Origin of the sequence: Halorubrum sp. SS7, assembly GCF_005435055.1 — an archaeon.
GTDB lineage: Archaea > Halobacteriota > Halobacteria > Halobacteriales > Haloferacaceae > Halorubrum > Halorubrum salinarum.
Map to the genome: position 1 here is coordinate 1 of NZ_SGXV01000123.1, position 1057 is coordinate 1057.

Annotated in this window: 1 protein-coding gene and 1 pseudogene; both read right to left on the reverse strand. The window is 67.7% G+C overall.

What is annotated here, in order from left to right; translation table 11 throughout:
* Positions 1 to 469, reverse strand: a pseudogene (locus tag EXE44_RS17030) (phosphate ABC transporter, permease protein PstA); the annotation flags it as partial.
* On the reverse strand, positions 470 to 1057 hold a 588-nt coding region (locus tag EXE44_RS17035), incomplete at its 5' end, for a PstC family ABC transporter permease (protein WP_137717984.1).

The following is a 1057-nucleotide window of genomic DNA, read 5'->3' on the forward strand; positions in this document are numbered from 1 at the left end:
GGATCGAGACGAGGATGAGCGGTCCGGTGTACGCCTGACCCTCGGTCGTCCGGTCGTACGCCAAGACGAGCATCGGGGGGAGCGAGGCGAAGACGCCGTAGATGAACACGTCGTAGGGGCTGAGCGCGTCGACGACGGCGTACGTGACGGCGCTCAAGAGGAGCCCCCCGAACACCGCCGCGAACGCCACCGCGTTGGCCGTCCGCACCGCCGGTCTCCGACGGGCGTACAGCGTGAACGCGGCCGTCGGCGCCACGAGGGTGCCGAGGTAGACGAGGAACCACGCGGGCGACGCGGTCCCCGGCCGGAACGCGTCGACCGAGATGTACGCGAACAACACGAGCAGCGAGACGATCCCGACGAGCGTCGCCGCGACGAGCGCGACCTCGAAGAGCTGTCCCTTCAGCTGCTGGAGCCGGAGCGCCGCGCTTCGGCCGAGTTGGTCGCCGGTGGAGTCTTCGGTCGCCATTCAGTACTCCTCCCGGAAGCGCCGTCTGACCAGTTCGGCGAGGACGTTCATGATCAGCGTGATCGCGAACAGCGTCATTCCGAGCGCGAACATCGCCTCGTAGGTGGGGCCGCTCCCGTAGGAGTCGGCGCCGGCGATCTGGACCATCGCCGCCGTGATGGTCTGACTCGACTCCGCGAGGTTGCGGAGGACGTTCGGGAAGTACGGCATCTGCGGGCTCATTCCCATCGCCATCGTGACCGCCATCGTCTCGCCGATGGCCCGCGAGATCGCGAGAACGTACGACGCGACGATACCGGAGGTCGCCGAGGGGACGACGATCCGCGTCGAGACGTCGAACTTCGTCGACCCGAGCCCGTAGCCGCCCTGTCTGAGGCTGTCGGGGACCGCGCTCAGCGCGTCCTCGCTGATCGACGAGACCATCGGGATGATCATGATCCCGACGACGACGCTCGCGGACAGCGCGTTGAACGTGCCGAGCGAGGGCATGACGAGCGTGAACTCCGAGACGGTCAGTGTGAACTCGGGAAGAAGCGGGACCGCCTCCGGGATGAGGGGAACGTCGGGCACGGTCGTCGCCAACCCCTC